This is a genomic window from Cohnella massiliensis, assembly GCF_900169535.1.
Classification (GTDB): domain Bacteria; phylum Bacillota; class Bacilli; order Paenibacillales; family Paenibacillaceae; genus Cohnella; species Cohnella algarum.
Map to the genome: position 1 here is coordinate 1 of NZ_LT821241.1, position 25,200 is coordinate 25,200.

A 25,200-nucleotide genomic window follows, 5' to 3' on the forward strand; every position below is an offset into this window, starting at 1 on the left:
CAACTACTTTATTGAAGAGCCCTTAGGCTCAAAAAGTTATTGCTGGTTTGTCTCGCACAGGCTCAAAGCCTGCATTCGACTTGTTTCCAATTACGCTCGATGTTCAGTTTTCAAGGAGCAATCGCGTCAGCCCGAAGGCCTTCGCTTTCGCGTCGCTGTCGTAACGGCGACTTGATTAATATATCATAGCCTACAAACCATTTGCAAGTGTTTTTTAAACATTTTATGCGTGGTATTATCTGACAGAAAAATCAAGCGTAATTTTCGATTCGCGCGGTTACCCTTCTAATAAGAAGCAGCCCGCTCCGGTCGCCGGAAACGGGCTGCGCTGAAGCATAAGCTTATTCTCCGCGCATATGCGGGAACAGCAGCACGTCGCGAATCGAAGGGGCGTCGGTAAGCAGCATGACCAAACGGTCGATACCGATGCCCAGTCCCCCGGTCGGCGGCATTCCGTATTCCAGCGAACGAATGAAATCGTCGTCCATTTCATGCGCTTCGTCGTTGCCTGCTTCCTTCTCGGCCAACTGCGCCTCGAAGCGCTGGCGCTGGTCGATCGGATCGTTCAGTTCGCTGAACGCGTTGGCATGCTCGCGCGCGACGATGAACAGCTCGAACCGGTCGGTGAACCGGGGATCGGCTTCGTTTTTCTTGGCAAGCGGAGAAATCTCCACCGGGTGGCCCATGACGAACGTAGGCTGAATCAGCGTATGCTCGACGAAAGTCTCGAAGAAAGCATTGAGAATATGCCCGGTCGTCATGTGCGGCTCCACCTGGACTTTGTGTTCCTTGGCCAGGCGATGCGCTTCTTCGTTGCCGATTTGCTGCGTAAAATCGATCCCGACCGCTTCCTTGACGAGCGAAGCCATCGTAACCCGGCGCCACGGCGGGGCCAGATCGACCTCCTGGCCTTGGTACGTGATTTTGGTCGTCCCGAGCACTTCTTGCGCGATGTGGGCGATCAGGTTCTCCGTCAAATTCATGATGTCCTCGTAGTCGGCATAAGCCTCGTACAGCTCGACCATCGTGAATTCCGGATTGTGGCGCGTCGAAATCCCTTCGTTGCGGTATACGCGTCCGATCTCGTACACCTTTTCCAGGCCGCCGACAATGAGCCGCTTTAAATGAAGCTCGATCGCGATCCGCATGTAAAGCTGCATATCCAGCGCGTTATGATGCGTAATGAACGGACGCGCGGCCGCGCCGCCCGCGATCGAATGAAGCGTCGGCGTTTCCACTTCCAAATAGCCGAGCCCGTCTAAATAACGCCGCATCGACTGGATGATGCGGGAACGGGCGATGAACGTTTTCTGGACGTCGGGGTTGACGATCAGGTCGACGTAGCGCTGGCGGTAACGGGTCTCTACGTCCTTCAATCCGTGGAACTTGTCCGGCAGCGGAAGGAGCGACTTCGTGAGCACTTCCAAATCGCTCACTTTAATGCTGGTCTCGCCGGTTTTCGTTTTGAAGACGATGCCCGTGACGCCGATGATGTCGCCGATATCCAGCAGGCCAAACGCTTTGTACTTGTGCTCCGGAACGGAGTCCGCCCGAACGTAGATCTGAATTTTGCCGCTCAAATCCTGAATGTGGGCAAAAGAAGCCTTGCCCATCGCCCGCTTCGTCATGATGCGGCCGGCGATGCGTACTTGAACGTTCTGCGCCTCCAACTCTTCGTTGGGCAGCGCGTCATAGCGGCGGACCACTTCTCCCGCCTGGTGCGTGCGCTCGAATTTGACGCCGAACGGGTCGATGCCAAGCTCCCGCAGCTCGTCCAGCTTGTTGCGCCGAATTTGCAGCATTTCGCTCAGTTCGGCAGTTTCGATTTGATTTTCTTCACTCATGACCAATTTCCCTCCAGCCTACGCCTTGCAACCCTCCGTACGCAATTAAACGTCTTCGCCCTTGGGAGGACGAGACGTTTATCCAATGTTCCTTCATCATTAAGGAAAGAAAAGTTGCCGCGCGCGATCGAATATGGATTTCCGACAAATGGCGGTCGGCCCCGGCCGCACGATGCCGCCCGCGCCGACCGCCATTCCCAAAGTGCGTTTGCGCTACGATGGTTACTTCTTGATTTCGACGATTTTGTATGAAATGATACCCGCTGGAACGTTGACTTCGACGGTCGCTCCCTTTTTCTTGCCGAGTATGCTCTTTCCAACCGGGCTTTCGTTCGAAATTTTATTTTGCAGCGGGTCCGATTCTGCCGTCCCTACGATGGTGTATTCCAGCGTATCGCCGAACTCCAGATCCTCGACGACGACGGTCGATCCGATGCCCACCGTGTCGACGTCAATTTCGTCGTTGTTGATGATGCGGGCGTTGCGCAGCATCTTCTCCAGCGTGATAATCCGTCCTTCAATGAAGGCCTGCTCGTTCTTCGCGTCTTCGTACTCGGAGTTTTCGCTAATATCTCCATAACCGATCGCGACCTTGATCCGCTCCGCGACTTCACGGCGCTTGACCGATTTGAGGTTTTCAAGCTCTTCTTCGAGTTTCTTCAACCCGTCCGGGGTTAGAAGGACTTCTTTCTCGGCCATCTCATCGATCTCCTGTCATCTGGATATAATTTTCATGCGTCCGCATGAACGGTCTGCTGCCACTCTTGCGAGACGGCTCGGCACAGTCCGTTTCTAATCAAATATATGGCTGATTATCGCTGACATGACACTTGCCGCAAGCCAGCCGTAAACTCAGACAGCCCTTGCCAAAGCCGATCGTGAGAATATTGGTTACGATTATATTTCAACCCCATCGAAATGTCAATTAGCGGAAAACCGCATATTCAATGGACGAGCGCCTCGCCGTCCGCCGGCTCGGATTCGGCCGCGCGGGCCATTTCCTCCTCTACCGTCCGGACGTACAGATCGAGTCTGGCCGCGACGGCAGAACGGGTCGTCATCTCCATGATTTCGTTTTTGACGCGAGCCGCATCCGGCAGCCCTTTCAGATACCAGGCCAAATGCTTGCGCATTTCCCGAACGGCCTGGGCTTCGCCCTTCAAGTTGACCAGCCGGTCGAGATGAAGCATTGCGATGCGGATTTTCTCGCCCGGGGTCGGATCCGGCAGCAATTCGCCGCGCGTCAAATAGTGAACGGTCCGGTACAGCATCCACGGGTTGCCGAGAGCGCCGCGGCCGATCATGACCCCGTCGACGCCCGTATGCTTCAACATCCGCTCCGCGTCCTCGGGGCTGAAGACGTCGCCGTTGCCGATGACGGGAATGGAAACCGCCTGTTTGACGTCCTTGATAATATCCCAGTTCGCTTTCCCGGTATACAATTGTTCCCGGGTCCGGCCGTGAACGCTGACCGCGGATCCCCCCGCGCGCTCCACCGCTTGGGCGTTCTCCACCGCGTACACGTGCTCGTCGTCCCAGCCGATCCGCATTTTGACGGTGACCGGCTTTTCGACGGCGTCGACGACGGACGACACCATTTCGTAGATTTTATTCGGATCCAGCAGCCAACGGGCCCCCGCGTCGCATTTGGTGACCTTCGGCACCGGGCAGCCCATGTTGATGTCGATAATGTCGGCGTTCGTGTTTTTGTCGACGAATTTGGCCGCCTCCACGAGCGATTCCCGGTCGCCGCCGAAAATCTGCAAGCTGAGCGGCTTCTCGCGCTCGTCCACGAACAGCATTTCCAGCGTCCGCTTGTTCCCGTGCAAAATCGCCTTGTCGCTCACCATTTCCGCGCACACGAGTCCGCAGCCGAATTCCTTGGCGATCAGCCGGAACGCCGGGTTGCAAACGCCGGCCATCGGAGCCAGCACGACATTGTTGTTCATTTCGATGTTGCCGATTTTAAGCATCGTTCATCGCTCCTTCGGGACGCCTCCCCACGGCGCCCATATCTTGATGCCCGCTTCCTTTAAAACGGGTTCCGTCAGCAAGCCGTTCCACGGAAACGCCTCCGGCCCGTCCGCCCAAACGTCGCGCAGCGGCACCAGCACGAACGCCCGCTCCCCCATGCGGGGATGCGGGAGCGCAAGCTCTTCCGTATCCAGCTCTATTCCTTCGTAAAGCAGCAAATCCAGATCGATCGTCCTCGGGCCGAAGCGGATGTCCCGCACCCTGCCCATCTCCCGCTCGATGCCGAGCATGACGCGCAGCAATTCCAGCGGGCAGAGATTCGTACCGAGAGCCGCCGCCATGTTCAAAAAAGCGGGCTGCTCCGTATATCCGACCGGATCGGTCTCGTACAGCGCGGAGCATCTCCGCACCTCGATTCCTTCCGTCGCCGCCAGGCGTCTGACCGCCTCCCGCAGCGACCGTTCCCGGTCTCCGAGATTGGCGCCAAGCGCCGCATAAGCTTCAAACACGCAACATTCAGTCCTCCGCGGGAACGATTTGCCCGTCGCCGTTCCGGCGCCTGCGAAGCTCCACCGTCACCCCGTCGAAACGGATGTCGAACGGAGGATTCGGTTTGGTCACCCCGACGGTAACTTCATGGATACTAGTATACGTTTCGAGAACGCCGATGGCAATCCTGCCGGCCAGCGCCTCGATCAGCTTCACGGGCGGGCCTTCGACGATTCCTTTTATAAAAGAATGCAGGTCCGCGTAATTGACGGTGTCGTTCACATCGTCGCTCAAAGCGGCCCGGCTCAGATCGAGCTTCATGTCGAGATCGACAATAAACTGTTGTCCGAGCTTATTTTCCTCCGGGTAGACCCCATGATAACCGAAAAAAACCATCCGCTTCATAACCATTCGATCCATATGCGCTCAGTCCCCCTTCTTTTCCCCGGCCTGGCGGTAGACGATGGCGTCGGCCATGCGGGCGACTCGCTTGTTCGCCTTCACGTCGTGAACGCGCACCATCTGGCAGCCTTGGGCGATCCCGAGCGCCGTCGTCGTCGCCGTTCCTTCCACCACGTCGTCCGCGGGCAATCCGAGCGTATTGCGGATGACCGTTTTGCGGGAGGCGGCGAGAAGCACGGGATAGCCGAGCGCCGCGAGTTCCCCGAGACGGCCCAGCAGCTCCAGATTTCGTTCGTCGTCCTTGGCGAAGCCGATGCCGGGATCGAGCCAGATATGATCGTCCGCGACCCCTGCCGCGCGCGCGAGCCGAACGCTTTCCTGCAGATCCGCCAGCACGTCCGGCACGAAATCGGCATAATCCATTTTCTTGCGGTTGTGCATCAAAATAACGGGACAGCCGTGCTCCGCGACGACGGCCGCCATTTCCGGGTCGGCTTTCAGCCCCCAAACGTCGTTCAAAATGTGCGCTCCCGCCGCGAGCGCGGCCCTCGCCGTCTTCGCCTTGTACGTATCCACGCTGATCGGAACGCGGACGCTCCCCCGCAAAGCGCGGATGACCGGCACGATGCGGGCGATCTCTTCCTCGGCCGACACCGGATCGTGGCCCGGACGCGTCGACTCGCCCCCGATATCGATCAGATCGGCGCCCTCCTCGACCATTTCGCGCGCTCTGGCAACCGCCGCGTCGACGTCCAAATAGCGCCCGCCGTCCGAGAAGGAATCGGGCGTAATATTCAAGATGCCCATAATGAGCGTGCGATTGCCGAATTCAAGCGTCAAACCGTCCTTGAACGTATAGGTACGCTTATAAAAAACAAGCGGTCGTTTCATCGTTGTTCCCCCGTCTCCGCGGCATGCCGATACGCGTTCATAAGCAATGAAGTCCACCGTCCGGGGACCCCTGCCTGTACTGCCTCCCAGGCCGAACTCCCGTCCGTTTCCTCCAGCCTGTCGACCGGAACGATCTCCTGGATGGAATTCGTCACGAAAATCTCCTCGGCCGCCTTCAACCTGTCCCAGGCGTACAGTCCTTCCGAGACCTCCAACCCGAGATTCCGCGCCAGCTCGAGCACGTAGCCGCGGGTTACGCCGGCCAGCGGTCCCGCCGCAAGCTCCGGCGTATGCAGGACGCCGTCCCCCACCCAAAAGACGTTGCTGACGATGCCTTCGGAGACGTGCCCGGCCTCGTTCAGAAACAATCCTTCCGTGCCCGGAGCCGCTCCCCCGGCGGACAGCTCGCGCTTTGCCGCTATATTATTCATATAATGGAACGATTTTAACCGGATGTCGCTTTCCGGCCCGCTGCGCGCAAGCCGCAGCAGCCGCAGCGTCTTGGCCGCGCGGGCGGACGGCTCGTCCGCGGCCAGCGGCTTCATGTAGACGATCTCGTTGGGCCGAGAGTAGTCTTCCGAAGGCAAGCCGACCGGACCGGCGCCCGCCGATACCGACCAGCGAACATAGGCGTCCCGAAGGCCGTTCGCTTCCAGAAGCCGCGCCGTCTCCCGCTTCATCCGCGCCGGATCGGCTTCGTATTCGATGCCCAGCAAGCGGCAGCCTTCGGCGAGGCGGCCGGCGTGGCGCTCCAGCAGCCACGGCCTTCCGCCGTACGTCCGGAACGTCTCGAACAATCCCATCCCATACAGAAAGCCGTGATCGTAGACGGAGATCACGGCCTCTTCGCTGCTTGCCAGTTGTCCGTTAAGCAGAAGCTTCATGCGCGCGTGCCGGAGCGGAGGGCGAGGAAATTCCGCAGCATCGTCAGCCCGTTGTCCGTCATAATGGACTCGGGATGGAATTGCACGCCTTCGATGGCGTACTCTTTGTGCCGCAGCCCCATAATCCCGCCGTCTTCGGTCTCCGCGCTGATTTCCAGGCAGTCCGGCAGCGTTTCCCTCTTCACGATCAGAGAGTGATAACGCGTCGCCGTAAACGGCGATGGGATGCCTTCGAAAACCGTTAGGCCGTCGTGGCGGATGGGCGACGTTTTGCCGTGCATCAGCTTGTCCGCCCGCACCACGTCGCCGCCGAACGCCTGGCCGATCGACTGATGGCCGAGGCACACGCCGAAAATCGGAATTTCCCCTTTGAAACGATCGATCAGCGCGAGGCTGATCCCCGCTTCGTTCGGCGTGCACGGCCCCGGGGAAATGAGAATATGATCCGGCTTAAGCGCGGCGATGCCGGCGAGGTCGATCTCGTCGTTGCGGCGAACGACGATTTCTTCCCCGAGCTCGCCTAGGTATTGAACGAGATTATACGTAAACGAATCGTAGTTGTCGATCACCAAAATCATGAAGGCTTCCTCCTTCGAGTCAGACGGGCTCAAGAGCTTGCGGCGGTTCGCGGTTCGTCCCCGCGCCGGCTTCTTCCCCGTACTGCACCGCTTTCCAAAGCGCCTTGGCCTTGTTCAAGCATTCGTAAAATTCCCGTTCGGGCTCGGAATCGATGACGACGCCGGCGCCCGCCTGGATATGGCAAATCCCGTCCTTCACGACCATCGTGCGGATAATAATATTAAATTCCATATTGCCCGCATAGTCAATCCATCCGATCGACCCGGTATATGGCCCGCGGCGGACCGGCTCCAGCTCCTCGATGATTTCCATCGTGCGCACTTTCGGCGCCCCGGTAATCGTGCCTCCGGGAAAAACGGCGGCCAGCACGTCATAGGCATCCCTGCCCTCGGCAGCTTGTCCCTCCACCTGGGATACGAGGTGCATGACATGCGAGTAGCGCTCGATCGTAAGCAGCTCCGGCACCTTGACCGTACCGTAGGCGGCCGCCCGGCCGAGATCGTTGCGAATCAGATCGACGAGCATAATATGCTCGGCCCGCTCCTTTTCGCTCGCCAGCAGCTCTCGTTCGAACCGCGCATCCTCCTCGTCCGTCCGCCCCCTCCGGCGGGTGCCGGCAATCGGTCGCGCGCTCATCCGCCCGTCCTCCAGCTTGACGAGCAGCTCCGGCGAAGCCGAAACGAGGGAAAAATCGGGAAAACGCAAAAAACCCATGTACGGAGACGGATTGAACGACCGCAGCCACTCGTACAGCTCTTCCGGGCGCGAGCGGATCGGCAGGCTTTGGCGGAGCGACAGATTGACCTGAAAAACGTCGCCTTGCGCGATATAGTCCTGGATGCGCCGGACCGCGCTTTTGAACGCTTCTTTGTCGAAAGACGTCGTAAGCCCCGGGATCGCCTCCACGTCGATCTGCAGGCGGTCCGAGGCGATCGCGGCTTGACGGTCGGCGGCTTCCCGCCTTGCGGAAGCCTCCCGTCCCGCGGCGGACAGATCGTCCCACAGCCGCTTCATCGCTTCCGTCCGGGCGGCCGCCCGCTCGTACGCTTCGCGCCCGGTCTCCGGTCCGCAGCCGTTCGGCAGCGGAGAATGCACCGCGCAGATCAGCGCGGAACGCTCATGGTCGACGATCCACAGCTCGTCCACCAGCATAAACGCGTAATCGGGCAGCGCGAGATCGTCCGCGGCCGAATCGGGCAGCCGCTCCAGAGAGCGGGCGACATCGTAGCTCAAAAACCCGACGCATCCGCCGGCGAATTTCGGCCACCCTTTTAGCCTGGGCGCGCGGTGCCTGCCCATCCAGGAGCGCAAAACGTCCAGCGGAAGCCCCGCCATGGCCGTCATCGTTCCCCCGTTCCCGGGCGTCGCGACCTCGGCGCGCCTGTCCTTGCCCCGGATCGTCTCGGTCGGCCGCAAGCCCAAAAACGTATAGCGCCCCGTTTTGCCGCTTTCCAGCACGAAGGCGCCCGCATCCGCTTCTTCCCAAGCCCGCCGCCATCGGGAAGGGCGGTCTTCGCCCGCCTCAAGCGGGTATTCCGCCATGAAAGGCAGCCGGTTGTACGCCTTTTCGGCAATCCACCCCGACCACGTCTCCCAAGTTGTCAAAATCAAGCCCGATCCCCCGCCCATCGCTCGTTAGTGCCCATTATTATACAGGATTCGAACGCCGGAACAAAGCGTAACCGGCTGCGGCATTAGACGAAATGCCGCTTGCAGGCTCATTGAAGATTTTAAACATTCCTTATTAAAAAAGCCCCCGCGATAGCGGGAGCTCCTATGGCCGAACTGAAGATTAATTTTCGAAGTTGAAGAGCGGCGTGCTCAGGTAGCGTTCGCCGTTGGACGGAACGACCGCGATGACGCGCTTGCCTTCGCCGAGCTCCTTCGCCACTTTGAGCGCGGCATGGATCGCGGCGCCGGAGGAAATGCCGACAAGCAGGCCTTCCTTCTTCGCGACGGTGCGAGCCGTTTCGAACGCTTCTTCGTTTTCCACGGTGATCACTTCGTCGTAAATTTCGCGGTTCAAAATTTCCGGAATGAAGTTCGCGCCGATGCCTTGGATTTTGTGCGGGCCGGGCTTGCCGCCGGACAGCAGCGGGGAAGCGGACGGCTCCACGGCGACGATCTTGATGTTCGGGAAGTTGGCCTTCAGCACCTCGCCCGCGCCGGAAATCGTGCCGCCCGTGCCGATGCCGGCCACGAACGCATCCAGCTTTCCGTCCAGGGAGTTGATCGCTTCGACGATTTCCGGGCCGGTCGTTTCGCGGTGAATTTTCACGTTTGCTTTGTTCTTGAATTGCTGCGGCAGGAAATAGCTCGGATTTTCGGCTACGATTTCCTCGGCTTTTTTGACGGCGCCGTTCATGCCTTCGGATCCCGGCGTCAGCACGAGCTCGGCTCCGTAAGCGCGGAGCAGGTTGCGGCGCTCCAAGCTCATCGTTTCCGGCATGACGATGACGGCGCGGTAGCCTTTCGCCGCGGCGACGAGCGCCAGGCCGATCCCGGTGTTGCCGCTCGTCGGCTCGACGATCGTGTCGCCCGGCTTGATCCGGCCTTCCTTCTCGGCTTCTTCGATCATGCTGATGGCGATCCGGTCTTTGACGCTGGAGCCCGGGTTTTGATATTCCAGCTTTACGTAAATTTCCGCGCTGCCTTCCGGCACGATGCGGTTGAGGCGCACAAGCGGCGTATCGCCGATCAGCTCGGTGACATTTTGTACAATTTTGGCCATGGACAAATTCCCTCCCGAATATGGGGACGACCGATGTCGCCCGCCCTTTAATCCGACTATTTCAGTAGGCATTTCGTTAGATTCATCTTATCAATGAATGTCCGCAATGTCAATAGCTGTTACCGTTTCCATGCCGCCGATTCGCACGAAGCCGATCCCGTCTCGAACCGGGCTACGACTTCAACTCCTCATCCCGCACGACCGCCCCGTACTTGTCCAAAAGCGCCTGCTCCAGGTCAGGAAGCGGCCCCGCGCTCTCGAGCGCCAAATGACGTCTGGCCGTCTCTTCCGCCAAAGAGGCCTCCGCCGCCGGCTTGTCCTTGCGGCCCGTGACCATCACGATTTGATAGCCCTCTTCCGTGGCGATCGGTCCCACGATTTGGCCTACATCCAACCGCAAGGCTTCGCTCAGCACATCGGCGCCGACGAACGGATCCGTGCCGGAAACCCAGCCCAGGCTTCCGCCTTCGGAGGCCGTCCATTCGTCTGAGGAAAATTGCCTCGCGAGATCCGCGAAGTTCTCCCCCTCTTCCAGCTTCCGCATCACAAGCTCGGCCTCCTCGGCCTCCCCGGTGACGATCCGGGAGAGCTGCAGCTCGACCTGGGGGCCGAATTCGTCGGCATGATCGGCTATATAAGCCCGAATCTCCTCGTCGGACACCTCGATCGGCCGAATCGCGATCTCTTCTAACTTCAACCGGTACAACGCATCTTCCCGCACTTCCTCCGGATCCATGCCGAGCTGGCCGCTCATGGCCTCGTAATAGAGATCGAGTCCGCCGTAGCCTTCGGCCAGCCGCCGAAGCTCCCGGTCCAGATCGGCTTCCGAAACTTCGATTCCCGCTTCCTCCGCTTCCTTGTCGACGGCGATTCGCAACATCATCGTCCTTAATGTTTGGGCACCGGCGTCTTCCTGCAGCTCGTCAAGCAGCTCCTGCCGCGTGATGTCGATGCCGCCGACGGTGGCAACCGTGTCGGAATCCGAATTCCCGGCCATGCAGCCCGTTTCTCCGATGAGGATACAGAAGACGATGGCGAGCAGAACGACCGGCGGATACGGCTGCCGTTTCGTTCGTCTCATCGCGTTCAACCCCTCATGATTCTGCCCGCCGGAGCAGCGCTTCTAATTGAGAAGCGTCGAATGCATATGTTTCGTTGCAAAAATGACAGTGTACCTCCGCCTGCCCGTCTTCGTCGATCAACTGCCGCAGCTCGTTCGCGCCCATGCTGATGAGCGTCCGTTCGACGCGTTCGACCGAACAATGGCATTGGAACCGGGGCTCCATTTCGTCATGCAGCGTAAGGTCGTCGCCGACCAAAAATTTCAGGATGCTTTCCGGCGTTTCTCCCTGCTGCAGCAGCGCCGTGACCGGCGGCATCGCCGCGACGGCGTTTTCCAGCCGGGACAGTCCCGCGTCGTCCAAGCCGGGCATGACCTGCACGATGAATCCGCCGGCATGGAGGACCGAATGATCCGTATCCACGAGCACGCCGAGGCCGACCGCGGAAGGCGTCTGCTCCGACAGCGCGAAATAATAAGTAAAATCTTCCCCGAGCTCTCCCGATATGATCGGGACGCTTCCTTTGTAGGGCTCTCTCAGCCCCAGGTCTTTAATGACATATAAATAGCCGTTGCGGCCGACCGCCCCGGCGACATCCAGCTTTCCTTGCGCGTTGCTGGCCAAATGGACATGCGGAAAATCGACATACCCCCGCACCTCGGCCGAGGCATTGGCGTCGACCACCACCTGGCCGATCGGGCCGTCGCCCTTCACCTGAACCGTCAATTTCTCCTGCCCCTTCAGCATGACGCCCATCATGGCCGCGGCCGTCGCGGTTCTGCCGAGCGCCGCCGTGGCGACCGGGTACGTATCGTGGCGGCGCTGCAGCTCGCCGACGAGATTGGTCGTTCTGGCGGCGAACACGCGAATTCCGTCATTCCACGCCGTTCCGCGTACCAGTTGGTCCTTCATCCCTCTCGCTCCTTTTTTCGTTTGTTTTTATCGGTTCCGTTCGTAAATCATTCTTAACCCTTCCAACGTCAACAGCGGGTCCACGTGCTCGATCGTCTCCGACTCCCCGGCGATCAGTTCCGCCAGCCCGCCGGTGGCGATCACCTTCGGGTTTTCCCCCTGCTCCTTGCGAATCCGGTTGACGATTCCGTCCACCTGTCCCGCATAGCCGTATATGAGCCCGGACTGTATCGCGGATACCGTATTGCGGCCGACGACGCGTTTCGGCTTGATCAGCTCGACGCGGGGCAGCTTGGAAGCGCGCTGGTACAGAGCCTCCGCGGAAATGCCGATCCCCGGCAGGATGACCCCGCCCAAATAAGCGCCCGAGGCGTCGATATAATCGAACGTCGTGGCCGTCCCGAAGTCGACGACGACGAGCGGCGCGCCGTAATGCTCGATACCGGCCACGGCGTTGACGATCCGGTCCGCGCCGACCTCCTTCGGATTTTCGTACCGGATGTTCAGGCCGGTCTTGATCCCCGGTCCGACGACGAGCGCCTCGCGCCCGACGTATTTCCGGAACAATTGTTCGAGCGTCGGCATGAGGGGCGGAACGACGGAGGCCAGCATGACGCCTTCGATATGTTCCGTCTTCACTCCGGCGAATTGAAATAGCGTGACAAGCTGAATGCCGTACTCGTCTACGGTAGCGGAACGGTTCGTGCTCAGCCGCCAATGCTGCTTGAGCGTACCGTTATCGTAGAGACCGAGCACGATATTCGTATTGCCGACATCGACGACCAAAATCACGAACTTGCCCCCTCTTTGATCGCGTTAAGGTCAAGGCTGATGTCCAGCGCTTGAAACGAATGCGTCAGGCTCCCGACCGAAATGATGTCCACGCCGGCGGCCGCCAGCTCCTTCACCCGTTCCGGCCGAACGCCGCCCGACGCTTCCAGCAGCACGTGCGGATCCAGCTCGCGCACGCGCGCGACCGCTTCGCGCAGCCGGTCGGTCGGCATGTTGTCGAGCATGACGATGTCCGCCCCGGCCTTGGCCGCTTCCTCCGCCTGGGCGAGCGACTCGGCCTCCACCTCGATTTTCATCGTGTGCGGCGCCCTTGACTTGGCGGCCCGCACGGCTTCCGTTATGCCGCCCGCCGCCTTGATGTGGTTATCCTTGATCATGACGGCATCGTAAAGGCCGTAGCGATGGTTGTAGCCCCCGCCGATCCGCACCGCGTATTTCTCCAGCGTGCGGTGGCCGGGCGTCGTTTTCCGGGTGTCGGCGATTTTGACGGAGTATCCGGCCGCCGCATCGGCATAAACTTTCGTCTGGGTAGCGATGCCGGAAAGCCGCTGCAGCAAATTCAACGCAAGGCGCTCCCCTGTCAAAATGCTGTGCGTCGAGCCTTCGACGACCGCCAGCACCGTCCCTTTTTCAAGAAAGGTCCCGTCGGCGATTTTCGCTTCGAACGCCAACGACGGATCGACCGTTTCGAAGACGATCCGGGCGAGCGGCATGCCCGCTGCTACGCCGCTTGCTTTCGCATGGATAATGCCGCTCGAGCGATGGCCTTGCGGCACCGTCGCCATCGTCGTGATGTCGCCGCTGCCGATATCCTCCGCAAGCCAGGCGCGAATTTGCGCGCGGATGGCGTCGACCGCCGGTCCCCCGATCCGAAAATCGCTCTCCCGCTCAAACATGTCCGACAACCTCCTCGCCGATTCCGTTTTCTCGGTGCAGCACCGTGTGCTTTTGCCATGCCTCGTCGTTCCGTTCCGGGAAATCTTCGCGATAATGCGCGCCCCGGCTTTCCTCGCGGGCGAGCGCCGCTTCCGTCGTGAGCAGCGCGCACGTCAGCAGATTGGCGAACTCGAGCTCCTCCGGTTTGGCCAGCGCCGTCTGAAACACGGGAAGCTGGCGGTTCAGCTCGTCCATTCCTTTTTGCAGACCGGACCGATTGCGCCTGAGCCCCACCGAACGGACCATCACTTTTTGCAGCTTCAATCTCCGTTCGACGATCGCGCCCGTCGGGCCGGCTTTCCGGCTTTCGCCGCTTCCGGACCGCACGCCCGCGGCGAGCGGCCGCAACGTGCCGATCCTTTCCACGATCCGGCGGCCGAACACGATCGCTTCCGAAAGCGAATTGCTCGCCAGCCGATTCGCGCCGTGCACGCCGGTCGACGATACCTCACCGCAGGCGAACAAGCGCGGAATGCTCGTTTCCCCGTTCAGGTCGGTCCGAACCCCGCCCATCATATAGTGGGCGGCCGGCGCGACCGGTATCCAGTCGGTCGTCATATCGAGCCCGTAATTAAGGCAGTATTCGAAAATGGTCGGAAACCGGTGCTTGATCAGCTCCGGCGTTTCATGGGTAATATCGATATAGACATAGGTCGATTTCGTCGCTTCCATTTCGCTGACGATCGCCCTGGCCACGACGTCGCGCGGCGCGAGCTCCAGCTGCGGGTGATATTTTTCCATGAAGCGGTCGCCCCGAATATTCCGAAGCACGGCGCCTTCGCCCCGCACCGCCTCGGAAATCAGGAAGCGCGGCGCTCCCGGGTAGCATAACGAAGTCGGATGAAATTGGATGAATTCCATGTCGCGAATGACGGCCCCGGCCCGGTAGGCCATGGCGATGCCGTCGCCGGTCGCCACCTCCGGGTTCGTCGTGTAGCGATACAGCTGCCCCGTGCCTCCGGTGCACAGCACCGTCGCGAGCCCGAGCACGACGACGCGCGCGCCGTTCGGCTTCTGGACGAGCGCCCCCCGGCACTCCCCGTCCTCGGTGAGCAGATCGAGCGCAAAATGATTTTCCCATACTTCGATCCGGGAATCGGCCCCGACTTTTTCCGCCAGCGCCCGCACGATTTCGAAACCGGTTGCATCCCCGTTGGCGTGCAAAATGCGCCGCTGGCTGTGGGCGCCTTCCTTGGTCAATGCCAGCAGGCCGTTCTCCTCGTCGAAATGCGTTCCGTAGCGAATGAGGTCCTCCACCCCGCGGGGCCCTTCATGGACAAGCACGTCGACCGCTTCCGGATCGCAAAGGCCGACCCCGGCGATCAGCGTATCCTGCCGATGAAATTCGGGCGAATCGTCCTCGGAAATGACGGCGGCGATGCCGCCTTGGGCATACCTCGTGTTGCTGTCAAACAGCGATTTTTTCGTGATCATCAGCACCCGCTTGCCGCTGCGGCTCGCCTGAAGGGCGGCGAACAGGCCCGCAATGCCGGCGCCGATCACGATAACGTCGGTTTTATGCTCGGGCAGCTCGCGCGGATCGAAATCGACTATATAACGTGGAATCATGATCGGAGATCTCCTCATGAAGAAAGTAGCGCATGCTACTTCACTTGCAGCATGCGCATGAGCGACGTTCTGGCTTTTTCGGCTACATCTTCAGGCACGTAAATTTGCGGTTGCATCGTCTCCAGACAGCGGACGACTTTTTTGAGGTTGTTGACCTTCATGTTCGGACAGACGAGGAATTTCGAAGCGAAATGGAACGTTTTGTCCGGACTGTCCAGCCGCAGCTGGTACCCCGTGCCGTCCTCCGTGCCGACGATGAACTCCTTGCAGTCCGATTCCCGGCAATACTTGAGGATGCCGGTCGTGCTTCCGACGTAGTCGGCCATCTCGACGACTTCCGGGCGGCACTCGGGGTGAACGACGAACTGCGCGTTCGGGTACTTCGCCTTCATCTCCACGACGTCCTTGATCGTGAGCATGTCGTGCGTGTTGCAGTAACCTTCCCAAATAATCATGTTTTTGCCGGTTTGCTGCTGCACCCAGTGGCCGAGGTTTTTGTCCGGGCACCAGATAATTTCTTCGGCGTCGATCGAGTTGACGACCTTGACCGCGTTCGAGGACGTACAGCAAATGTCCGTTTCGGCCTTGACGTCGGCGGACGAATTGATGTACGTGACGACTTTTGCGTTCGGATGCTTCGCTTTCAGCTCCCTCAGGCCGATCGGGTTGACCATGTCGGCCATCGGGCAGCCGGCGCGTTCGTCGGGCACGAGCACCGTTTTGTTCGGGGCGAGAATTTTGGCGCTCTCCCCCATAAAATGCACGCCGCAAAACACGATGACGTCGGCATCCGTCTCCGCCGCCTTCTGGGCGAGCAGGAACGAATCCCCGCGAAAATCCGCGACTTCCTGTATTTCATCCCGCTGATAATAGTGCGCGAGAATAATGGCGTTGCGCTCTTTTTTCAGTTGCAGCAGCCGTTCGCGCAGCTCGCGGTTTTGCTCCGCTTTGCGTTCCAGGGCCAAGGCTTCCATGGCGGATTCTCCTCGCTTGAATTTGTGAATATAAGCACAAAGTTGTTGTCGATCTTTCATTAGTTTGAACAATTCGCGACATTTTCATGGGTCGCCTCACAAACTGTTCAACAATTAATTTACACTCGGGAAATAGGGCTGTCAATGAAAGTTCGGAAAAAGACGGCGGCCGATTTCAAATGCGCGATCTGTACGGGTATGATAGGATGATTCTATAAAAGGAGGCTTCGTTCATTTGGCTACAATCGATGACTTTTTGACGTTGGATATGCGCATCGGCACCGTCGTCGCGGCGGAAGCTTTCCCCGAAGCCCGGGTCCCGGCGATCAAGCTGCGAATCGACTTCGGGGCGGACATCGGCGTCAAGCGCTCCAGCGCTCAAATTACGGCGCGCTATGCGCCGGAAGCGATGATCGGCAAGCAGGTCGTCGCCGTCGTCAACTTTCCTCCGCGCCGGATTGCCGGCTTCGAATCGGAAGTGCTCGTGCTCGGCGGCGTGCCGGAAAAAGGAGACGTCATTTTGCTCCGGCCCGACCAGCCCGTTCCGAACGGGACGCCGATTGCCTGATCGACCGGCATCAAAAAACCTCCGACCCGCGCATTGCGGGGGCCGGAGGTTTTATAATCTGGATGCGATTTCCCGTTATTTCGGTTCTTCGGAACCGTCGTCGTCGCGGGGTTGATCCGGCGCGGGAGGCGTCGCTTCGCCCTCGCGCGTCTGGATGCGGACGCGGACGTTCGCTCCGAGCGCGTCGACGGTCGGCTCGCCCTTGGAATCGTCGGGAGTGCTCCCGCCGCTGTTCGCGCCGCTCAGATCGCCCTTCTCGATCAAGCTCTTGATTTGTTCGAGCTCAAGGGTCTCTTCCTCAAGCAGCGTCTTCGCGAGCAAATGGACTTCCTCGCTTTTCTCCGTGAGAAGCTTCTTCGCCCGGTCGTAACAGCTTTGAATGATCGTTTGCATTTCCTGATCGATCTCGTACGCGATCTTGTCCGAATAGTTCGGCTCGTGTCCGAGATCGCGGCCGAGGAACACTTGGCCCTGGCTTTGGCCGAATTGCATCGGCCCGAGCTTTTCGCTCATGCCGTATTCCATGATCATGCTGCGAACGATGCTGGTCGCCTGCTTGAAGTCGCTGTAGGCGCCGGTGCCGATCTCGCCGATGAAAATTTCTTCGGCGACGCGTCCGGCAAGCAATCCGGTCACTTTATCCAGCAATTCCTGCTTCGTGACGAGCATCCGGTCTTCCTTCGGCAGCATGATGACGTAGCCGCCCGCGCGTCCGCGAGGGATGATCGTCACCTTGTGAACCATATCGGCGTGCTCGAGGAAGTAACCGACGACCGTATGGCCGGATTCGTGGTAGGCCACGATCCGTTTCTCGCGCTCGCTGATGACGCGGCTCTTCTTCTCGGTGCCGACGATGACGCGGTCGATCGCTTCGTCCACGTCGATCATATTGATGTCTTTTTTGTTTTTGCGCGCGGCCAGAAGCGCCGCTTCGTTCAGCAGGTTCTCCAGGTCGGCGCCGGTGAAGCCGGTCGTCCGCTTGGCGATCGTGTCCAGCCGCACGTCCTTGTTCAAAGGCTTGTTGCGGGCATGAACCTTGAGTACGGCCTCGCGGCCTTTGACGTCGGGACGGTCGACCGTGATTTGGCGGTCGAAACGGCCGGGACGCAGCAAGGCCGGGTCCAAAATATCCGGACGGTTCGTCGCCGCGATAATGATGATGCCTTCGTTGGCGCCGAAACCGTCCATCTCGACGAGCAATTGGTTAAGCGTCTGTTCGCGCTCGTCGTGTCCGCCTCCGAGGCCCGCGCCCCGCTGACGGCCGACGGCGTCGATTTCGTCGATGAAGATAATGCAGGGCGCGTTCTTCTTGGCGTTTTCGAACAGGTCGCGAACCCGCGACGCGCCGACGCCGACGAACATTTCCACGAAGTCGGAACCGGAAATGCTGAAGAACGGTACGCCCGCTTCGCCCGCCACCGCGCGGGCGAGAAGCGTTTTACCGGTGCCCGGAGGCCCGTTGAGCAGAACGCCCTTCGGGATTCGCGCTCCGAGAGCCGCGAATTTGCGGGGGTCCTTGAGGAATTCGACGACTTCCACAAGCTCCTGCTTTTCTTCGTCGGCGCCCGCCACGTCCTCGAAGGTGACGCGTTTTTTCTCTTCATTATATAGACGCGCCTTGCTTTTGCCGAAATTCATGACCTTGCCGCCGCCGCCCTGCGCCTGATTGATCAGGAAGAAGAACAGGATGAACATGATCACGAACGGAATGATGGATGTCAGGAACGTAAGCCAGAAGCTTTGACCCCGCATTTCCTTGAATTCGACGATCGCGCCTTTCTCCACGGCCAGGGACGCAAAATTTTGCGCGGCATCCTCGGTATACATCACCCGCCCGGCGAAGGCGTCGCTTCTCCGGTCGGCCGGTTTTTCTTTGTAATGGCCCGTTACCAAATAAGTGCCGTTGTCCACTTGCAGCTGCAGGTCCTTGACGTTCCCCTGCTGCACAACGGCCAAAATTTCGTTATACGTAAGTCCTTCCGTCGTCTCGTTCCGGCTGATGAAAAACTGAACGATCCCGACGGTCACCAAAAAAATAAGCAGATAAAAGCCTGTGTTCCGGATGATCCGATTCATCCCTGACCTCCTCTCGACACGCTTACATCATTTTACCATAGCCTGTCTGAGCATCACAACAAATTCGGGCCTGCTCGTCAAGGCGGTCATCAGCGCATCATTAGCTCGAATAAACTTCAGGTTTCAGTATGCCGACGAAAGGCAAATTGCGGTATTTCTCCGCGTAATCCAAACCGTACCCGACCACGAAAGCGTCCGGGATGACGAAGCCCGTATAGTCGGCGTTCAGGTCGACCGTCCTGCGCCCCGGCTTGTCGAAGAGGGCGACGACCCGAACCGACAGGGCGTTGCGGCGCTCGAGAACGTCGATAATGTAGCTGAGCGTCAGGCCGCTGTCGATAATATCCTCGACAATGATGACGTCCCGGCCTTCGACGGAGGTGTCCAGATCCTTGACGATGCGCACCTCTCCGGAAGACCGGGTGGAATTGCCGTAGCTGGAGACGGCCATAAAATCCAGAGCGATCGGGACCGTGATGTTCTTGGCCAGGTCCGCCATAAAAATAAAGGCGCCCTTCAGCACGCAGATTACGAGCGGGTTGCGCCCTTCGTAATCGCGGCTGACGGCGGCGCCCAACTCCTTGACTTTCGCTTGGATCTCTTCCGTGGAATACAGAATTTCTTGAATGTCGTTCTGCAAAGATGGGTCCTCCCGATCCGATTTAATACACGGTATGATAGCATTACTCCGTTCATGTCGCTGTTATTCGCGATTGTCGCGAAGAGATTCGGCCGTGACCCGAACCGTGGCCGCGGTCGCGTCGTTCGGAACGGCATGCCGCGAGCGGCGCAAGCCCGGAATCCACAAAATGCGGCCGTCCGCGTCCGCAAGGAGCGGCACCGAATCCCTTCGCGAACGCGGAACCTTAGCGTCGACGAACATATCTTGCACTTTTTTGGAGCCTTTTAATCCATGGGGCTCCAGCCGATCGCCGGGAAGGCGGCTGCGAATCGTCAGCGGAAATCGCAGATCGGCCGCGTCAAAAAAAGCCTCCCTTCGAAACTCCGCAGGAGAGGTGCTGCTTCCGGTAAACCAGCGAAAACGGAACAGGGTCTCGGCTTCCGGCACGGCCGCATCCGTTCCGGGTCCGGAAACGGAATAGGAAAAGCCGGACGTTAACGCCGGCGCAGATCCGATAAAAGCCGATTCGTACTCGCATAAGACCGTCCATCCCCGTCCGAGGTCGATGCGGCAGCCGGTCGTCCGTTCCGAGGAAATCGCGGCGACGGCCTCTTCCACCCTTTCGAAATCGGCGGGTTCGTTCTCGTTTTCAAGACAGCTTAATATTAATTTAATCAATCTGCGTTGTAAAGCGACGTGCAAACCGCGAAAGCCGCGGCGATCGATCGTCCAGCCGTCTCCCCGGCGTTCCGCCGTTCGTTCGAGCGCCTTGCGCGCCTCGGCTTCCATAAAGTCGTTCTCCGCCGAAGCGAGCTCCGACAACCGGATGAGAGCCGGCCGCAGCCGGGGATTGTACTTCTCCAGCATCGGCAAAATATCCAATCGAACCGCGTTGCGAAAATAATGCGTTTTGGCGTTGCTGCTGTCGACGACGTGGGGAATCCCGTTCCTCGCGCCGTATTCGAGAAGCTCATGTTTGGTTATACGCAGCAACGGCCGAATCAGTTCCAATTCTTTTTCGCGGCGGCGCTCCGGAATTCCTGCCATCCCTCCGATGCCGGTGCCCCGCAAAATGCGCATCAGCACCGTCTCCGCCTGATCGTCCGCATGGTGGCCAAGCGCGATCGTCCCCGCGCCGCGGCGCCGGGCGACCTCCCGAAGAAATTCGTATCTTTTTTCGCGGGCGGCCGATTGCGGATTTTTCCCGGTTGCGGCGATGTAAGCCGGAACGTCGATCGCCGCCGTCTCGCAAACGATGCCCCAGCCTTCCGCGACCTGACGCACCGTCGCCTCTTCGCCGTCCGCTTCCGCTCCGCGAAACCGATGATTGACATGGGCGGCGACGACGAGAAAGCCGTCCCGCTCCGACAGCTCCTTCAGCATATGAAGCAGCGCCATAGAATCCGGCCCGCCGGAGACGGCGGCTACGATCGTCTCGCCGGGCTTCCGCCAGCTTTGTCCGGCGGTTTCCTTTTCGACCCGAAGCAAAAGATCGTCCAATGGTGTCCCCCCGTCCGCAGCTAATGCTCTTTTTCCTATTGAAGCAGCCAATACGCCGTAACGGATACGCACAAAACGAGCGAAACGGCGAACAGGCCGGCCATCCAGCCCGGCACGCCGCCCGTCTTGTCCGTCTGACGGGCTTGCGGCGCAAGGGCGGCACGCCATGCCTCGCAAGCTTCGGCGGTATCCCGGAATTCCCCCGCCAGCGCCCGTTGCAGCCACGGTTCCATCGGCCTCAGCAGCCGGTTCGTCCGCACGAGCGTCATCAGCTCGCGCGGGTGCCGGTTTTGCGGCAGGAGCGTCCGGCTGAGATGGATGAGCCGTTTCCCGTCGAGCGCGTGAATCCACAGCACGGCGACCGCGAACCAGTCGTAAGCCGGCTCGGCGGTCCGGCTGCCGGCCGACCAGAAGCCGCGGTCGTACATTTCGGTAAACTGCCGGACGCTGCGTCCCATCGCGGTCGTCCCGCCGTAATCGACCAGGCCGACCTGGCCGTATTTTCCTACCAGGATGTTATCGCTCTTCAGATCCCCGAATACCCAGCCGGCCGCATGCAGCTCCGCCAGGCGCTTGAGAAGCCGATACCCGATGACGCCGGCCCACTCCGCGCCGTGCCGCCGGATATACGTTTTCACCGGTTGGCCGGGCACATACTGCATCGCGTAAAAAGGCAGCACCCGCTCCCCGACCGCGACATCGTCCACGTCCAGCAAGAACGGCGAGCGTCCCCGCTCCCGCTGGTCGAGCGAGGCGAGCACGTTCGCTTCGGCCTGCAAGTCCGCGGTGTCCTGGCCGATCTTGATCGCGCAAACGGCCCGTCCGTGCGACGCGAGGTACACCTGGCCGTTCGAGCCGATGCCGAGCAGACGCTGCAGGGTGTAGCTTTTGCCATTCCATTTCCCGCGCAATACCGTTCCCGGCTGCAAGCGGGATTCAGACGACGTAGTCACTCCGCACCTCTAGCGTTTCGTCCCGCTTTGCAAGCGAGGATGTTTGTACAGGTTCTACCATGATATTACCACAAGTCTCCCGGAAAAACTCCAACACCCGCTGCAGGGCCGGCCCCGTCGGCGTCGTTCCCCGCATCTTCAGCTTCCCGGACAGCATGCGGATCCGGTCGACGGCCCCGGTCCAGCCGGAATCCATCACGCAAGCCTCGTCGCCGAATTCCCCGGGAAAATGAAACACCGCCGCCAGGCTGTTCCCTTCCCGCGCCTGCAGGCTCAGCGACAAATCGCGAATCGCCTCTTCCACCGCGGACAGCTTCGGCCGCATGCTCGCGCTGGCGTCGATCAGCAGCGCCACCCGCAGCTCGGCCGTCTCCCCGATCTCCTCCATGACGCGCACGACTTCGGCCCGCTTCGCCGGCGGCAGCTCGGCAACCGATCCGACGCCGAACAATTGCCGCAGCTCGTGATTGACGGCCTGCTGCACCGTGGCCGCGACCGTTTTTCGCGTCATCATCTGCACCGTCCCCGACAATTGCGGCGTCGCGACGATGCGGCTCATGCCGCCGCCCGCCCGCGCGATCTCCGCGATTTCCGCCGCGCCGTGCTCGCCGATCGCCCCGTCGTCCACGACCCCGGCCACGTTGACGACGATGCCTTCCGCATACGCTTGCGCCGCGGCGACGACCGGACTTTCGCCGACATTGGATCCGCCGTCGGTAATAAGCAAAATTTGCTTCATGACGTTCACTCCTCTTTTTTGTGCCCTATAGCAATCTATTGTGGGCAAAAATCGCTAGATTTAACCCCGGCGGCGCCGAAGAGCGGCTTGATGTCACAAAAAAGGGAGGCGTTTTGTCTATTCGTAGACGGGAGATTTTTGCCCGCGGCAACCGAAGAGGAGAAAAAGGAGGATTTACCCGTGAAAATGAGAATGAATTATCGGGAGGCCAATCCCGAAGCTTACAAGGCGCTTGCCTCGCTGGAGCGTTTCGTTGCCGGCCGCGGCCTCGACCGCCGCCTTTGCGAGCTGATCAAGGTTCGGGCCTCGCAGCTGAACGGCTGCGCCTTTTGCGTCGACCTGCACTCCCGGGACCTGCTGAAGCTCGGCGAATCCGCGGAACGCCTCGCGCTTCTTCCGGTATGGCGGGAAGCGCCCTGCTTCAGCGAATCGGAACGGGCCGCGCTCGAGCTGACCGAGTGCGTCACCCGGCTGTCCGAGACCGGAGTGCCGCTGGAGGCGTATGAAAACGCGCGAAAATTTTTCGACGAGGCCGGGTTTGTCGACCTGATCATGGCGATCAACGCCATCAATTGCTGGAACCGGATCGCGGTGTCCACGGGGATGTTTCCCGGCTGTTATTCATAAAGGGGGGATGGCGCGTGAACGGCGTGCCGGACGAACGAAATTCGGGATCGAGCATCGAGGAGTGGTATTCGGCCTTCAGCCGTTATTTGCTGGGGATTGCTTACCGGATCATGGGAACCTGGACGGACGCGGAGGATATCGTTCAGGAAACGTTTTCGTCCCTTCAGGCGAATCCGGATTTCGAGCCGGGGGCCGTCCGCAATCCGAAGGCCTATCTGAGCAAGCTGACCGTGAACCGCTGCTTGAACGCGCTCAAGTCCGCCCGCCGAAGACGCGAAACGTATGTCGGCCCATGGCTTCCGGAGCCGCTGGAAGGAGGGCGGGACGCTGCCCCTTCCGCCGTCGCCGAACAAGCGGAAATGATGTCTTACGCTTATTTGGTGCTGCTGGAGCGGCTCGGCCCGGCCGAAAGAGCCGCCGTCGTATTGCGGGAAGCCCTTCGTTTCGAGTATGCGGAAATGGCGGAAATCCTCGGCAAGACGGAGGCGAGCTGCCGTCAGCTCGTCAGCCGGGCGCTCCGCAAGCTCGGTCCGGCCGATCGGGAACGCCCGCTTCCGGCGGCGGGCGATCGGCTTGCGCGGCGGTTTGCCGCCGCGTTCGCCAAAGGCGACGTGCAAGAGCTGCTGGCCCTGCTCGCCAAGGACGCGGTCATGCTGACCGACGGCGGAGGCCGGACGAAAGCGGCGATCAATCCGATTGCGGGCGCTTCCCGCGTGGTCGCGCTGCTGAAGGCGATGGCCTCCCGCTCGCTTCGGCATGCGGAGCTGTCCGTCGCGAACGTCAACGGCGAACCGGGCATCGCCGCTTGGGAAGAGGGGAAGCTGAAGGCCGTCTTCGCGTTCGGCCTTGCCGGCGGCGGCGCGCAGCCGCTGCGCGCCGTTTATGCGGTCCTGAATCCGGATAAGCTGCAAGCCTTCGGAAGGATTGCCGGAGAAGAGCGCCGAGCAATCGCGGGACTTCCGCAACCCGGCTTCGAATCGCGGCCGTCCGCCCAAAAGGAATAACCTCCGTCTGCCGAAATCAGCGAGCAGCGGCGGGTCTGATGGCTGCCGGGATCACTCGGAGTAAAAGCCCTGCTCCTTCGCGTAATTTCCCCAATGGGGCCGCCGGCCGTCGACGTCCGCATGCCCGTATTCGTCCGCCAATCCCCACGACGTGTAGATGCCGCCGCTCTTGTCGAGCAGTCTGGGGTCGGCGGCGAGCGCCGCGATTCCCCGGGCCGCATAGAACGGCGTCTCCGACATGGCGTAATGCGGTTCGATCTTGATCGCGTCGCGCCAATTGTCCTCCGTGACGCCGAAATGGTCGAGCATCGCCTCCGAGCGCAAAAAACCGGGCGTAACGGCGACCGCGGCGACGCCGTGCGGCTTCAAATCGGCGGCCATCGCTTCGGCGAGGTGAATGGACGAAATTTTCGCCAAGCTGTAATACAGATGACCCCGATAGCGGTAATTCCAGCCGTCGGTAATTTCGACGATCAGCCCGCTCCCCCGTTCGACCATCATCGGCGCGGCGTAACGGCTCGTGATCATATGGGACCAGACCGAGCGCTGCTGGACGAGCAATCCGCTTGCCAGATCCTGCTGCCAAAATTTTTTCTCCCAATCGATCAGCGAATCTCCGCCCCAGACGTCGTTGACGGCGATGTCCAGACGGCCCGCCCGCTCGTCCGCGATCCGCTCGAACAGCGCCTTTACCTGCTGCTCGTCCGTATGATCGACGCGAACGGGAATGCCGGTTCCGCCCGAACGGGTCACCCGCTCCGCCGTTTCCTCGATCGTTTCGCTCCGCCCGATGTCCGACGGATTGCCCCGGACGCTTCTGCCCGTGCAATACACGACGGCCCCCGCTTCGCCGAGCGCGATCGCGATCGCCCTGCCGAGCCCTCTCGTCGCTCCCGCGACGACCGCCACTTTTCCTGCCAACGTTTTTTCCATGTTCATGAGCACCGCCTTTGGATTCGGAATACCGTTATGCTACTCTTGCATATAAGACAACTAGTGTCATAATTGAAACGGTATACTGACGGTATTCGGAAAATCATTTCGCGGGGCCGAACGAACGAGGCGCAAGCGCG

At 60.2% G+C, this 25,200-nt stretch carries 25 protein-coding genes; 3 read left to right on the plus strand and 22 right to left on the minus strand.

The features are described from left to right. Nucleotides 1-341: 341 nt before the first annotated feature. The 16 genes from lysS to nadA all read right to left on the minus strand — a co-directional run bounded on the left by lysS (nucleotide 342) and on the right by nadA (nucleotide 16,038). Nucleotides 342-1,844, minus strand: coding sequence for a lysine--tRNA ligase (gene lysS / locus B7E11_RS00005; protein WP_080831601.1), 1,503 nt, complete (start codon nucleotides 1,842-1,844; stop codon nucleotides 342-344). Nucleotides 1,845-2,066: 222 nt separating this feature from the next. Next, a complete protein-coding gene (gene greA / locus B7E11_RS00010; RefSeq protein WP_080831602.1) occupies nucleotides 2,067-2,543 on the minus strand; it encodes a transcription elongation factor GreA in 477 nt (158 codons plus the stop codon). Between the two features lie 245 nt (nucleotides 2,544-2,788). After that, nucleotides 2,789-3,817 (minus strand): tRNA dihydrouridine synthase DusB, encoded by a 1,029-nt coding sequence (dusB, locus tag B7E11_RS00015; protein WP_080831603.1) that lies wholly within the window; start codon nucleotides 3,815-3,817, stop codon nucleotides 2,789-2,791. Nucleotides 3,818-3,820: 3 nt separating this feature from the next. Next, entirely contained in the window at nucleotides 3,821-4,327 is a 507-nt protein-coding gene (gene folK / locus B7E11_RS00020) for a 2-amino-4-hydroxy-6-hydroxymethyldihydropteridine diphosphokinase (RefSeq protein ID WP_080831604.1), read from the minus strand. Nucleotides 4,328-4,334: 7 nt separating this feature from the next. After that, complete coding sequence (gene folB, locus B7E11_RS00025) at nucleotides 4,335-4,727, minus strand: dihydroneopterin aldolase (protein WP_080831605.1); 393 nt, start codon at nucleotides 4,725-4,727, stop codon at nucleotides 4,335-4,337. A 6-nt stretch (nucleotides 4,728-4,733) separates the two neighbouring features. Continuing rightward, nucleotides 4,734-5,600 (minus strand): dihydropteroate synthase, encoded by an 867-nt coding sequence (gene folP / locus B7E11_RS00030; protein ID WP_080831606.1) that lies wholly within the window; start codon nucleotides 5,598-5,600, stop codon nucleotides 4,734-4,736. Continuing rightward, nucleotides 5,597-6,484: an aminodeoxychorismate lyase gene (gene pabC / locus B7E11_RS00035; protein ID WP_080831607.1), complete on the minus strand. Its 888-nt coding sequence runs from the start codon at nucleotides 6,482-6,484 to the stop codon at nucleotides 5,597-5,599. Before pabC ends, folP begins: the two co-directional genes overlap by 4 nt. Continuing rightward, nucleotides 6,481-7,062, minus strand: a complete 582-nt coding sequence (gene pabA / locus B7E11_RS00040) for an aminodeoxychorismate/anthranilate synthase component II (protein ID WP_080831608.1) — start codon at nucleotides 7,060-7,062, stop codon at nucleotides 6,481-6,483. Before pabA ends, pabC begins: the two co-directional genes overlap by 4 nt. A gap of 19 nt (nucleotides 7,063-7,081) precedes the next feature. Further along, entirely contained in the window at nucleotides 7,082-8,674 is a 1,593-nt protein-coding gene (locus B7E11_RS00045) for an anthranilate synthase component I family protein (protein WP_080831609.1), read from the minus strand. 181 nt (nucleotides 8,675-8,855) lie between these two features. After that, nucleotides 8,856-9,794, minus strand: a complete 939-nt coding sequence (gene cysK / locus B7E11_RS00050; RefSeq protein ID WP_080831610.1) for a cysteine synthase A — start codon at nucleotides 9,792-9,794, stop codon at nucleotides 8,856-8,858. A gap of 172 nt (nucleotides 9,795-9,966) precedes the next feature. After that, complete coding sequence (locus tag B7E11_RS00055) at nucleotides 9,967-10,875, minus strand: peptidylprolyl isomerase (RefSeq protein ID WP_080831611.1); 909 nt, start codon at nucleotides 10,873-10,875, stop codon at nucleotides 9,967-9,969. A gap of 13 nt (nucleotides 10,876-10,888) precedes the next feature. Further along, a complete protein-coding gene (hslO, locus tag B7E11_RS00060; protein ID WP_080831612.1) occupies nucleotides 10,889-11,767 on the minus strand; it encodes an Hsp33 family molecular chaperone HslO in 879 nt (292 codons plus the stop codon). A 27-nt stretch (nucleotides 11,768-11,794) separates the two neighbouring features. After that, the gene (locus B7E11_RS00065) at nucleotides 11,795-12,559 is read right to left on the minus strand and encodes a type III pantothenate kinase (protein ID WP_080831613.1); all 765 of its coding nucleotides are present in this window, start codon (nucleotides 12,557-12,559) and stop codon (nucleotides 11,795-11,797) included. After that, nucleotides 12,556-13,455: a carboxylating nicotinate-nucleotide diphosphorylase gene (gene nadC / locus B7E11_RS00070; protein ID WP_080831614.1), complete on the minus strand. Its 900-nt coding sequence runs from the start codon at nucleotides 13,453-13,455 to the stop codon at nucleotides 12,556-12,558. The genes B7E11_RS00065 and nadC overlap by 4 nt, the downstream gene beginning before the upstream one ends. Then, the gene (gene nadB / locus B7E11_RS00075) at nucleotides 13,448-15,064 is read right to left on the minus strand and encodes an L-aspartate oxidase (RefSeq protein WP_080831615.1); all 1,617 of its coding nucleotides are present in this window, start codon (nucleotides 15,062-15,064) and stop codon (nucleotides 13,448-13,450) included. Before nadB ends, nadC begins: the two co-directional genes overlap by 8 nt. A 35-nt stretch (nucleotides 15,065-15,099) precedes the next feature. After that, complete coding sequence (gene nadA, locus B7E11_RS00080; protein ID WP_080831616.1) at nucleotides 15,100-16,038, minus strand: quinolinate synthase NadA; 939 nt, start codon at nucleotides 16,036-16,038, stop codon at nucleotides 15,100-15,102. 235 nt (nucleotides 16,039-16,273) lie between these two features. Here nadA and csaA point away from each other — a divergent pair, with 235 nt between their 5' ends. After that, complete coding sequence (gene csaA / locus B7E11_RS00085; protein WP_080831617.1) at nucleotides 16,274-16,606, plus strand: chaperone CsaA; 333 nt, start codon at nucleotides 16,274-16,276, stop codon at nucleotides 16,604-16,606. Nucleotides 16,607-16,681: 75 nt separating this feature from the next. On the opposite strand, the gene ftsH is transcribed toward csaA, so the two are convergent. From ftsH to B7E11_RS00110, 5 genes are all read right to left on the minus strand, one after another. Next, nucleotides 16,682-18,682 carry an ATP-dependent zinc metalloprotease FtsH gene (gene ftsH / locus B7E11_RS00090; protein WP_080831618.1) on the minus strand — a complete coding sequence of 667 codons (2,001 nt, stop codon included), beginning with the start codon at nucleotides 18,680-18,682 and terminating at the stop codon, nucleotides 16,682-16,684. A 100-nt stretch (nucleotides 18,683-18,782) separates the two neighbouring features. After that, entirely contained in the window at nucleotides 18,783-19,322 is a 540-nt protein-coding gene (hpt, locus tag B7E11_RS00095; RefSeq protein ID WP_080831619.1) for a hypoxanthine phosphoribosyltransferase, read from the minus strand. Between the two features lie 63 nt (nucleotides 19,323-19,385). Next, nucleotides 19,386-20,804, minus strand: a complete 1,419-nt coding sequence (gene tilS, locus B7E11_RS00100; RefSeq protein ID WP_080831620.1) for a tRNA lysidine(34) synthetase TilS — start codon at nucleotides 20,802-20,804, stop codon at nucleotides 19,386-19,388. Between the two features lie 35 nt (nucleotides 20,805-20,839). Then, on the minus strand, nucleotides 20,840-21,757 hold the full coding sequence (locus B7E11_RS00105) for a serine/threonine protein kinase (RefSeq protein WP_245809584.1): 918 nt from the start codon (nucleotides 21,755-21,757) through the stop codon (nucleotides 20,840-20,842). Continuing rightward, complete coding sequence (locus B7E11_RS00110; RefSeq protein ID WP_080831622.1) at nucleotides 21,741-22,496, minus strand: vWA domain-containing protein; 756 nt, start codon at nucleotides 22,494-22,496, stop codon at nucleotides 21,741-21,743. Before B7E11_RS00110 ends, B7E11_RS00105 begins: the two co-directional genes overlap by 17 nt. Nucleotides 22,497-22,676: 180 nt before the next feature. Between B7E11_RS00110 and B7E11_RS00115 the strand changes: the two genes are divergently transcribed. Further along, a complete protein-coding gene (locus tag B7E11_RS00115) occupies nucleotides 22,677-23,123 on the plus strand; it encodes a carboxymuconolactone decarboxylase family protein (protein ID WP_080831623.1) in 447 nt (148 codons plus the stop codon). 14 nt (nucleotides 23,124-23,137) lie between these two features. Continuing rightward, nucleotides 23,138-24,127 carry a sigma-70 family RNA polymerase sigma factor gene (locus B7E11_RS00120; RefSeq protein WP_176220548.1) on the plus strand — a complete coding sequence of 330 codons (990 nt, stop codon included), beginning with the start codon at nucleotides 23,138-23,140 and terminating at the stop codon, nucleotides 24,125-24,127. 51 nt (nucleotides 24,128-24,178) lie between these two features. On the opposite strand, the gene B7E11_RS00125 is transcribed toward B7E11_RS00120, so the two are convergent. Continuing rightward, the gene (locus B7E11_RS00125; protein WP_080831683.1) at nucleotides 24,179-25,060 is read right to left on the minus strand and encodes an SDR family oxidoreductase; all 882 of its coding nucleotides are present in this window, start codon (nucleotides 25,058-25,060) and stop codon (nucleotides 24,179-24,181) included. Between the last annotated feature and the right edge of the window lie 140 nt (nucleotides 25,061-25,200).

Excerpts from the sequence above, each read along its gene's own strand:
- dusB (WP_080831603.1), bottom strand. The coding sequence starts at position 3,817 with ATGCTTAAAATCGGCAACATCGAAATGAACAACAATGTCGTGCTGGCT.
- folP (WP_080831606.1), bottom strand. The coding sequence starts at position 5,600 with ATGAAACGACCGCTTGTTTTTTATAAGCGTACCTATACGTTCAAGGAC.
- greA (WP_080831602.1), bottom strand. The coding sequence starts at position 2,543 with ATGGCCGAGAAAGAAGTCCTTCTAACCCCGGACGGGTTGAAGAAACTC.
- nadA (WP_080831616.1), bottom strand. The coding sequence starts at position 16,038 with ATGGAAGCCTTGGCCCTGGAACGCAAAGCGGAGCAAAACCGCGAGCTG.
- nadC (WP_080831614.1), bottom strand. The coding sequence starts at position 13,455 with ATGTTTGAGCGGGAGAGCGATTTTCGGATCGGGGGACCGGCGGTCGAC.
- pabC (WP_080831607.1), bottom strand. The coding sequence starts at position 6,484 with ATGAAGCTTCTGCTTAACGGACAACTGGCAAGCAGCGAAGAGGCCGTG.
- hslO (WP_080831612.1), bottom strand. The coding sequence starts at position 11,767 with ATGAAGGACCAACTGGTACGCGGAACGGCGTGGAATGACGGAATTCGC.
- B7E11_RS00055 (WP_080831611.1), bottom strand. The coding sequence starts at position 10,875 with ATGAGACGAACGAAACGGCAGCCGTATCCGCCGGTCGTTCTGCTCGCC.
- B7E11_RS00125 (WP_080831683.1), bottom strand. The coding sequence starts at position 25,060 with ATGGAAAAAACGTTGGCAGGAAAAGTGGCGGTCGTCGCGGGAGCGACG.
- folB (WP_080831605.1), bottom strand. The coding sequence starts at position 4,727 with ATGGATCGAATGGTTATGAAGCGGATGGTTTTTTTCGGTTATCATGGG.
- B7E11_RS00110 (WP_080831622.1), bottom strand. The coding sequence starts at position 22,496 with ATGAAGCAAATTTTGCTTATTACCGACGGCGGATCCAATGTCGGCGAA.
- nadB (WP_080831615.1), bottom strand. The coding sequence starts at position 15,064 with ATGATTCCACGTTATATAGTCGATTTCGATCCGCGCGAGCTGCCCGAG.
- cysK (WP_080831610.1), bottom strand. The coding sequence starts at position 9,794 with ATGGCCAAAATTGTACAAAATGTCACCGAGCTGATCGGCGATACGCCG.
- lysS (WP_080831601.1), bottom strand. The coding sequence starts at position 1,844 with ATGAGTGAAGAAAATCAAATCGAAACTGCCGAACTGAGCGAAATGCTG.
- ftsH (WP_080831618.1), bottom strand. The coding sequence starts at position 18,682 with ATGAATCGGATCATCCGGAACACAGGCTTTTATCTGCTTATTTTTTTG.
- pabA (WP_080831608.1), bottom strand. The coding sequence starts at position 7,062 with ATGATTTTGGTGATCGACAACTACGATTCGTTTACGTATAATCTCGTT.